This is a genomic window from bacterium (assembly GCA_022616075.1).
Lineage (GTDB): Bacteria > Acidobacteriota > HRBIN11 > JAKEFK01 > JAKEFK01 > JAKEFK01.
Map to the genome: position 1 here is coordinate 1 of JAKEFK010000216.1, position 10097 is coordinate 10097.

Annotated in this window: 8 protein-coding genes and 1 pseudogene; 2 read left to right on the plus strand and 7 right to left on the minus strand. The window is 47.8% G+C overall.

What is annotated here, in order from left to right; genetic code table 11:
• From L0156_17725 to L0156_17755, 7 genes are all read right to left on the minus strand, one after another.
• Positions 1 to 260 (minus strand): energy-coupling factor ABC transporter permease (locus L0156_17725; protein MCI0604831.1); only part of this gene is annotated, 260 nt, incomplete at its 3' end.
• Positions 261 to 359: 99 nt separating this feature from the next.
• On the minus strand, positions 360 to 1853 hold the full coding sequence (locus L0156_17730; GenBank protein MCI0604832.1) for an insulinase family protein: 1494 nt from the start codon (positions 1851 to 1853) through the stop codon (positions 360 to 362).
• The gene (locus L0156_17735) at positions 1850 to 3187 is read right to left on the minus strand and encodes an insulinase family protein (GenBank protein ID MCI0604833.1); all 1338 of its coding nucleotides are present in this window, start codon (positions 3185 to 3187) and stop codon (positions 1850 to 1852) included. The genes L0156_17730 and L0156_17735 overlap by 4 nt, the downstream gene beginning before the upstream one ends.
• Before the next feature lie 78 nt (positions 3188 to 3265).
• Entirely contained in the window at positions 3266 to 5674 is a 2409-nt protein-coding gene (locus tag L0156_17740; protein MCI0604834.1) for a glycogen/starch/alpha-glucan phosphorylase, read from the minus strand.
• A 132-nt stretch (positions 5675 to 5806) separates the two neighbouring features.
• Positions 5807 to 6913 carry an ATP-dependent 6-phosphofructokinase gene (locus tag L0156_17745; protein MCI0604835.1) on the minus strand — a complete coding sequence of 369 codons (1107 nt, stop codon included), beginning with the start codon at positions 6911 to 6913 and terminating at the stop codon, positions 5807 to 5809.
• 97 nt (positions 6914 to 7010) lie between these two features.
• Positions 7011 to 7334, minus strand: coding sequence for a DUF971 domain-containing protein (locus L0156_17750; protein MCI0604836.1), 324 nt, complete (start codon positions 7332 to 7334; stop codon positions 7011 to 7013).
• A 30-nt stretch (positions 7335 to 7364) separates the two neighbouring features.
• On the minus strand, positions 7365 to 8465 hold the full coding sequence (locus tag L0156_17755) for an Mrp/NBP35 family ATP-binding protein (protein MCI0604837.1): 1101 nt from the start codon (positions 8463 to 8465) through the stop codon (positions 7365 to 7367).
• A 365-nt stretch (positions 8466 to 8830) separates the two neighbouring features.
• Between L0156_17755 and L0156_17760 the strand changes: the two genes are divergently transcribed.
• Together L0156_17760 and L0156_17765 are read left to right on the plus strand one after the other, a co-directional pair.
• Positions 8831 to 9391: a porin family protein gene (locus L0156_17760; protein MCI0604838.1), complete on the plus strand. Its 561-nt coding sequence runs from the start codon at positions 8831 to 8833 to the stop codon at positions 9389 to 9391.
• 157 nt (positions 9392 to 9548) lie between these two features.
• Positions 9549 to 10087: pseudogene (locus L0156_17765) on the plus strand (DUF507 family protein).
• Positions 10088 to 10097 lie beyond the last annotated feature (10 nt).

The window sequence follows — 10097 nt, forward strand, 5'->3', positions numbered from 1 at the left end:
ACGGCCAGCACCGCCGGCCAGGGGGTGAGCACAATGGCCGCAAGACTTGCCCCGGCAGCATGTCCTGTCGTGCCACCCGGCAAGGGTATGTTGATCATTTGGAGGACAAAACAGGTTGCCGATAGCAAAGCCATCAATGGCACGAGCCGCCCGGAGAGTATCGCTTTTGTCTTGCGCGAAGCCATATACCAGAACGGAGCCGAAAAAGCGTAAAGCGTGCCCGCTGTAGCCGGGCTCAGATATCCATCAGGTATATGCATGTTTTTTAACCGCCAAGACGCCAAGTCGCCAAGATTTTTGAATTAGAGATTCTTTTCTTGACGTTCTTGGCGCCTTGGCGGTTCATCTTAAAAGTAGAGCTATTCGAACATTTTGTCTGCAGGAATAATGGTGATGTTCTCTGCCTGAATTTTAAACGGAAAATTCATGATCAGTTTGTCCTCTTCCAGAATCGCTTCCGGTTTTGGAGAGTCGTACTTGATCGGACTTGGCGCGTTTTCAATAAGCGCCTTTTTAAAACCCTCAGCATTCTCAGTTACGACAGCAATCACCATGTTCTTCGTAGACAGGTGTTTTTTGATTGCTGCGTTGACCTGATTTAGATCCAAAGATTCAAGATTCTGCTTGCTAAGATCAAAATACGATTTAGGCAATTTGTAGAAATGATCATCCAGGGCATAACCGAGCAATTCAGAATTGGATTGAGCTAGACTGACCATGTAATTCAAGAGGTAATTGCGGATTCCCTGAAGATCGCCCTCCGTGAGTCCTTTTTCGGATAACATTTGCACCTCTCGAACCGCCTGGCGAAGCGCAAAGTGCCGAACTGCATGCGGCACCGGACGGATCCAGACTTGAAATATTTGTTGATGGCGCGAGAAATTGGGCGGGGGCTGGTGGAAACTTCCCCCGAAAGCAAAATGCTCAATGTAGCTGTAGTCTCCGTAGTTCAAACCTCTCTGTTCACGCATCACATTAAAAAGACGCCCCACCAGAGTTCGATGCTGACCGAGCCAGGAATTCATCACCATCATCGGAAAGTAATCCTCCTGAGACCGCGTGAAGGAAAGGGGGTACCCGAAGCTGAAAGCAGTAGCCGGAGTCTTCTTTTCCACAATCACGACCCGGACACCTTCAATTTTTGGAGCAGGCGGCAAAGATTCTTTATCCGCTATCCCTTCGGGGAGTTTCGCAAAATCCTGTTTTAGTTTCTGGATCAAATTCGGAGGATAATTTCCGGCCACGCCGATAATGAGATTTTTTGTGGTGTACTGGTCCTGATAGAAATTCTTTACATCCTGCAAAGTGAGGGATTGAATCGCGCTGGTGGTGCCCTCATTGGGGCGGCCGTAAGGATGGCCTTTGAAAATCGCCCAGTTCAGCGTCTCTTTGCCCAGTTCCTCATCGTTGTTGAAGCGCAAAGTCTTGGCGACATAATTCAATTGATCTGTTTTGAGGCGGTCGAAATCGTCTTCCTTAAAGCCAGGTGTCAGAATGGCGTTCCTCAAAAGTTCGTAGTAGCCATTCAGGTGATCTTTGTGCACAACGCCCACGAAAACGGTCATCTCCTTATCCACTTGTGATGAATAGCCGGCCGCCATGGGAAAAAGCAATTGCAGGATTTCCTGGTAAGAGTTTTTTTGACTGCCCCCATCCGACAGAAGGGAAGCCGTGAGCGCGGCGACTCCTTCTTTGCCCGCCGGATCATTGGCCGAACCTGTCAAGAATGCGATACGGAATGCCACAAGCGGCGACTCATTCTTTAACAGCAGTATTTGGGTGTCCGGAATGACGCCCACCGCCCACAACGGCGGCGTGGTTATCAGAAGGATCAACAAGATAAAGCGCCTCATGATTTCGCTCCTGTCAATGTCACAACGATCCTCTTCTCTTTTTGAAAATACTGTTTAGCGGCGTTTTGAATGTCGCCCGGCGTGATGCTGTCGTAAGTTTTGAAGATCTGATCGACCGCCGCGACACCATGGATGAGCGCCAAATAAGGCGCCATGGACCTGTAGAAACCGTTTGTGATGCTCTTGCTTGTGTCAAAACTCATCAAGAATGAATATTTTCTGTTCGACTTCAAGTCCTCCAGTCTCTTTGCTTCGACCGGCTTTTGCTTCATTTGTTCAAGCGTTTCGAAAATCGCTTGCTCCGCCACGCTCAAGTCTTGAATGTTTTTCAAACGCGCAGCAATGTTAAACAAATAATCATCCATATGCGGTATGTATTCACCGCTTACGAAATCAGCCTTTTGTTCTTGCAAGACCAGTTTTTGAAAGAGCAGAGAGGTTTCGCCAAACGCGAGATCCGAAAGCAAACTCAACGCCGCAAACTCTTTGCTTGCCGGATGAAATGCGGGCGCCTTATATGCAATGGAGAGCAACGGTAACGTGTCACCTTCATAATGGATGGCAGCTTTTCGCTCCTGAGTTTGTTCCGGCTCCTTCGGTATCTCCGGACGATAGTCTCCCGGTTTCCAGGCAGAGTAGTACTTTTTGATCAACGATAGAGCTTCTTCCGGATTGAATTTGCCCGAAACAATGATGATGCAATTTTCCGGACGATAGAAGCGAGTGAAAAACACCCGGCTGTAATCAAATTGATTGGGCATGTCCTGGATGTCTTTGAGAAAGCCCATCGCAGTATGCTCGTACGTGCTTTTTTCGAACGCAATTTCATTCAGTTTTTCTTCCAGCTGAAAGAAAGGGTTTGCAAAGTTCTTGTTGTACTCCCCCAAAACCGCCTTTGCTTCTGTTTGGAAAGCAGACAGTGAATAATCAAGGTTCATAAACCGGTCCGATTCTATGTCTACGACTTTTTCCAGGAACCTGCGGGGAAAATGTACGTAATACACGGTGAAGTCTTCTCCGGTGAATGCGTTTTGATCGCCGCCTATCTCCAGAAGGATTTCGGAGTATTTATCGGCCGGATATTTTTTTGTGCCGCGAAACATCATGTGTTCAAAGAAGTGAGCAAACCCGGTATGGCCGGGCTCAATTTCATGGCGGCTTCCTACATTCACAACAGTCGTGTAGGAAACAAGCCCTGCGTTGTCTATGGGAACCAAAATCACTTTCAAGCCATTTTCTAGTTTTGCTTCCTGATATTTGTACGGGAATATGGATTCACTCCACGCCGGTGAGGCAATAAGAATGAACAAAAAAAGTATGAGACGACGTTTCATTGAAGACCTCGCGGAACGAAGTAGCGCGGACGTCTCGTCTGCGGCCGCTTGCAGGCGGGACGCCCGCGCTACTTTTGTTTAAGTCTTTGTATTGACGATTTCGGAATCCATTTTGATCGGCACAGGTATTGCCTGCCAGATCTCTCGCGCGTACTCACTGATGCTGCGGTCGCTGGAAAACTTACCCATGCCTGCTACGTTCAAGATGCTTTTGCGCGTCCATTCTTCCGGAGTCAAAAACTCTTTTGAGACCATCGATTGGCACCTCACGTAAGCGTCAAAATCGGCGAGGAGCATGTACGGATCTCCGCTCAAAAGCGACTGAACGATTGGCTTGAACAGATCCTGATTCGAGGGAGAGAAATAACCGGAAGAGAGCATATCAATAATTTTTTTCAAATCCGGATTTCGCTCATAATATTCCGCCGGACGATAACCATTCCGTTTCAAGTTTTTTACTTCTTCTGCAGTGAGGCCGAAAATAAATATGTTCTCCTTGCCGACTTCTTCCATGATTTCGATGTTGGCGCCGTCTAACGTTCCGATGGTTAGCGCGCCGTTTAACGCGAATTTCATGTTGCCGGTTCCAGATGCTTCCATCCCGGCGGTAGAAATCTGCTCAGACAGGTCCGCCGCTGGCATAATTTTTTCCGCCTGGGAAACGCAATAGTTTGGCAAAAACACAACGCGCAATTTGTCTCCGATTTCGGGATCCCGGTTCACCACATCCGCAATAGAATTGATCAGCTTAATGATCAGTTTGGCGAGAAAATAACCGGGGGCAGCTTTGCCCGCAAAAATCTTCGTGCGCGGCACAAAAGAATCGTTCGGATTGCTTTTAATTTTATTGTAAAGATATACAACATGAAGCGCATTCATCAGCTGGCGTTTGTATTCGTGAATCCGCTTTACCTGAATATCGAAAATCGATTCCTGGTTTACTTTGACTCCTGTCAGATTGGCGACATAATCCGAAAAAGTTTCTTTATTGGTTTGTTTGATCTTTCTCCATTCCTCCTGATACGCCGGATCCTTTGCCAGAGTCTTGAGTTTTTGCAAACCATACAGATCCGTGATCCATTTTTCTCCGACTTCGCGTGTGATCAGATCTGCCAAACGCGGGTTGCACTTCAACAACCAGCGCCGTTGCGTGATTCCATTGGTCTTGTTGTTGAATTTTTCCGGCGTCATTTCATAGAAGTCTTTAAACAGTTCCTTTTTAAGGATTTCCGAATGCAGCGCTGCGACCCCGTTGACAGAATGGCTCCCGACGATAGCAAGATACGCCATCCGGACCTGTTTTTCGGTGCTTTCTTCAATCAAAGACATCCTGCTTAAGCGCGCAGGATCGTTTGGAAAACGTTTGCCGACTTCCCCGAGGAAACGACTGTTGATCTCGTAAATGATGTTCATGTGTCGCGGTAAAACGGTCTCCATCATGGTGACGGGCCATTTTTCCAGCGCTTCGGGAAGGATTGTATGGTTCGTGTAACCAAAAGTGTTTATTGTGATCTTCCACGCTTTTTCCCACGGCACTTGATAATTGTCGATTAATAAACGCATCAGCTCTACGATTGCGATTGCAGGATGCGTATCATTCAACTGAATCGCCACTTTGTCGGTGAACTCGGAGAAATCTTCATGAGTTTTCAGATAACGCCGGATAATGTCTTGCAGTGTTGCTGAACAAAAAAAGTATTCCTGTTTTAAACGGAGTTCTTTGCCCTGAATCACATTGTCATTCGGATAAAGGACTTTGGAAATGGTTTCTGTTTTTTGCTTATCTTGAACCGCCTTGATGTAATCACCGTGGTTAAAATATTCAAAATCAAAGTCACGTGTCGATTTTGCCGCCCATAAACGCAAATTGTTTACCGTATTGTTGCCGTAACCTGCGATTGGTGTGTCGTAAGCCATCGCCATAACGTCCTGCGTGTCTACCCATTCGGACCGTAGAGTTCCGTCCTTTTCTTTAAACTGCACCAGGCGTCCGTAGAACTTTACGGTGTAGAGGTATTCAGGGCGTTCAATCTCCCAAACGTTGCCGTAGCGAAGCCAGTTATCCGGAGTTTCTACCTGATAACCGTCCCGGATGTGCTGATAGAAAATTCCATACTCATATCGAATTCCGTAGCCATAACCTGGAAGCTCCAGCGTTGCCATGGAATCCAGGTAGCATGCGGCTAGACGTCCCAGGCCACCATTCCCGAGACCCGCATCCCATTCGAGTTCCTGCAACTGCTCCAGGCCCTGCCCGGCTTGCTGCAGTGCCTCGTGAGCTTCGTCCATCAATTTGAGATTGATGAGGTTGTTTCCCAGCGCGCGTCCCATCAGGAATTCCAGGGACAGGTAGTAAACGCGCTTTGCGTCTTGCTTGTAATAAGTCTGCTGTGTTTGAATCCAGCGTTTTACAAGCTGGTCTTTCACAGTAGACGCAAGGCTTTTATATAGATCTAATTTGGTGGCTGAATATTGATCTTTGGCCATAGTGTAAAGCAAATGATTCTCAAATGCAGTGCGAATAGTATTCACACGATCATCTTCTATTTGTTTTTGTTTCTTTCTTGTGGCTGAACTCGTTTTTGATTTACGGACTCGAGTAGGCATGCAAAATTCTACTTAATCGCCGAATGAAATACCGAGCGAGCGGGCTGTGAGCACCGTATCGCAGTTCAGTGGAACGCATTTCATTTCTCTGATCGCCTCGGGGATCGGAATCGTTTTTACATCAGGCGGATCCAGTGCGACCATCATGTTACAACGGCCTTCCAGAATACACCGAACCGCCGCTGCGCCAAAACGCAAACCGATCAATCGATCAAAAGTAGTGGGGCTGCCGCCGCGCTGCAAATGTCCCAATACAAGTGAGCGTGTCTCTTTTCCCGTTAGGCGCGAAAGTTCTTTCGCAACATATTCGGCAATTCCTCCCAGCAAAACTTCACGGCCTGCTTCTTTCTCACCCTTTGTCATCATGCCGTGACCGGCCGGGTGTGCTCCTTCTGCGCAAACTACAATCGTGAAATGTTTACCTGAGTTTTCGCGTTCCCAGATTTTTTCACACACTCTTTTGATATCGAACGGAATTTCCGGAATCAAAATGACATCCGCCGAGCCGGAGAGTCCTGAGTGCAACGCGATCCAACCCGCATAACGTCCCATCACTTCGACGACCATGACTCTCTCATGGGATTCCGCAGTCGAATGAACTTTGTCTATGGCTTCGGTTGCTGTGGTTACTGCGGTGTCAAATCCGAATGTAATGATGGTGCCCGCAAGATCATTGTCAATTGTTTTCGGGACTCCAACAATGGGAATTCCTTTATCAATAAACTTCTGCGCGATGCGAAGAGAACCATCTCCTCCGATGCAAATGAGAACATCGAAACCGGCGCGATGAAAATTTTCCACGATGTGATCGGAGATATCGACGGTGGATGTGCCGTTCTCTGTCTTGATCGGGTATTCGAACGGATTGCCGCGATTCGCCGTTCCCAGAATCGTTCCGCCCAGATGAGTAATGCCGCGCACGCGATCTCTGGTGAGGGGAATCAATCCCTGCATATCAAACAGACCACGGTAACCATGGCTGATTCCATAAACTTCCCACCCCTGTCGCAGACACGCCAGGGTTGCAGCCCGAATCACAGCATTCAAACCGGGCGCATCTCCACCACCGGTGTTGATGGCAACTTTCTTGATCTTCGCAGGATCTAAACGATCAGTCATCAGGATTTCACCGCAGAGATCGCCGAGGACGCAAAGCAAAGGGAGAATTTTTTTCTGTCTCAGCGTTCTCCGCGTCCTCTGCGGTGAAATCATTGTATCAGATTGAATTGCATTCGGAGCACGGACACAACTCTCTTAGCACTTTAAATGGATAGATTCCGGTTGTGTGCTGATCAGAAAAAACAAAATGCAGTGCATAATTTCCGACCAGTTCAACTTTCAAACCTTTCAGATCCGCAGGAATCGTTTCGGGATTCAGGAGCCGCTCACCGGTGATTTCGCTTCGACAACCGGCGCAGCCGCAGTTTTGCCTCAAATACCGGAATGGATAAATGCTCTCATGTCCATCCTCCCACCGGATTTTGAATTGTTCCTGGCCCTGTTTCTTTAATTCAACCGGCTTCGTCTGATCAATCTTCATGGTCTAAGTAGCGCGGGCGTCCCGCCCGCATCATTCTTCCACAATTTCCAGCGGTTGCGAGCTGAAATTTGCGATGCTGATTTGAGCAGCAAGTTTACCGACAATTTCCTGGAAAGCTTTTGCTGAAGCAGATTCCGGAGCGGCAAGCACAACCGGGGAACCACGATCGGACATTTCGCGAACCGCTTTGTCCAATGGAATTTCACCCAGGAAAGGAATCTCCAATTTCTCAGCAGCATCTCTCACGATTCCGTGTCCGAAAATTTCGTCTTTGCTCCCACAATGCGGGCACACGTAATAACTCATGTTTTCAACGATGCCTAGAATCGGAACCTTGGTTTCCACAAACATGCGATAGGTCTTCATAGAGATCGTCAGGCCAACGTCCTGAGGTGTGGAAACCAGCACCGCTCCGGTTACGGAGATGGATTGCACAAGAGTTAAGTGAACGTCACCTGTGCCCGGCGGCAAATCCACGAATAAGTAATCCAGATCGCCCCATTCGACGCCGAGTAACATTTGTTGAAGCGCTTTGTGCGCCATTGGTCCACGCCAGATGAGCGGTTTGTCGCCAGGGGCCATTAAACCCATCGACATGAATTTCAAACCGTGCGTTTCGATGGGAAGGAGAAGATTTCCGCGCGCTTCAATGTTGCTTCCCACCTTTCCCATCATGATGGGAATCGTTGGTCCGTAAATGTCTGCATCCAGCAAACCCACGTGGGCTCCGGCCTTTGCCATTGCAGTTGCAAGATTCGCGCTTACCGTGGATTTCCCTACGCCGCCTTTGCCGCTGCAAATAGCAATGATGTTTTTCACTCCCGCAATGGAGTTTTTGTTCAGCGCGGGTTGCGATTTTACTTCCGCCTGCATATTGATGTTGACGGCACTAACTCCAGGAATTGAGCCAACAAGCCGAATTGCATCATCGCGCATCACATCGCGCGCGGGACACGCAGGCGTCGTCAAAACAAAATCAAAATTCACTTCTGATCCTTTGATCTCCAGATGCTTAATGAAACCGAGCGAAACAATATCCTTATGGAGATCAGGATCCTGTATTTTTCTCAACTCATTCAAGACTGCCGCTTCACTGATGGCAGGCTCCGCTTTCCGCGAAAATATTCCCATTTTTTTGCACCCCAGAATTGCTTCTATTACTAAGATTACTTTTTTTCGTGCGAATCCACAACGTCCCGAACTGGTAGTGGCAGAGCATTGGCCGAAGTTCGAGTTTGAACTCGCTGGGCAATGGACTTTGCTTCCTGTAAACATCCTCAGTTTGCTGAGACAATGCTCTGCTCCAGTCGCAGGATGCAGCGCATTTGCGCGCGCGGGAAATACGTTTGTGCTATGACAGTCATTTTTGAGCGAAAAAGTTCATTCAAGAGCAATGGAAAGTGCTCTGCCACTACGCACCGAGGAGCATTGTTGAAAGTGTGAACATCAGGACTAGATTACGTAGATCCGCTCACTATGATTTTTTGGAGGTTGAAATGCTAAAAAAGCTAATGTTAATAACGGCGATTCTCGCCCTCTTTTCCGTTGCAGATGCTAATGCGGATGTGGATTGGGGCCTGAATATCGATTGGAGCAAGACAGAAGGGGTAGCAAATGGAGATTGGGGAGTCGGTACTCGCCTCGATTTTGGCGGACAGTTCCGAGGAATGTTTGCGTTCGATTACTTTTTCACCAATGCGGGTGACCTTTTTGATGAAGGGGATGTAGACGATAGCGACTTCGACTTAAAGTTCTTTGAATTCAACTTCAACGTTCTTTACGAATTTCCGACCGAAGCTGTGCATCCTTACCTGGGCGCCGGAGTAGGATTTGCACGCAGAACGTTTGATGATTTCAATGACGTTTTCGACGACGAGCGAACCGAACTGGGAGTCAACGCCTTAGGAGGTTTAAAGTTCCGCCATGCTGCGGCTGAGCCCTTTGTAGAAGCCCGGTACACGTTTTATCCGGATGACGAAGGTGGAGACGACCCGTTCGACAGCGACGGAGTTCAATTCGGCGACCGTTTCATAGTCTCCGTAGGAGTCGTTTTCTAAATAAGCTAATAGCTTTTTTCTAATCTTGGCGTCTTGGCGCCTTTGGCGGTTAGGAATTCTGCATCTTCATTGTAAGGTGAATGTGGATTTGGTAGAATGCATATTTGTCTTAAGTGGAGTATGTGGAATGCGTGTTCCCAAGAAAATGGTCGAGGACATGGCTACTCAAATAGTTCAGGACCTCTTTGCGCGCGATTTCATTTCACACCCTGAGAAGGAAAGGTTAGTACAGTTGATTCATCAAGTTATCTTGGAAGAACTCATGGTGGAAGACCGCATCGACGAGGAAGTCCGGCAGATCCTCAGCGAGCATACGGATGAAATCCAGGCTGCCAATGTCCAGTATCATGAGATGTTTAAGCGTGTGAAGGCCAAATTACAGAGAGAAAGGAACTTAATTTTTTGATGTTACGTTTGAGCAGAGAGAAAGTAACGAGAATTTCGCATCAGGTCGCCGAAGCCCTGCGTGTCGATCCGGAAGTGATTTTGAAGACAGACCTGAATGAAATTCGCCTGGAAGTGATGAAACTGATCAATGCCCGCCTGAAAGTGGACGAACTGCTCGACCAAAAGGTTCGCGAAAGAATCGCCTCCTTCAAGCGAAAAATCCCCGAAGGTGGTCAGGAATGGCAAATCCTCTACCGCCGCTACTACGAAGAAGAACTCAACGTTTTAGGTAAAGCCCCGAAATTTTAACGCAAAGTAG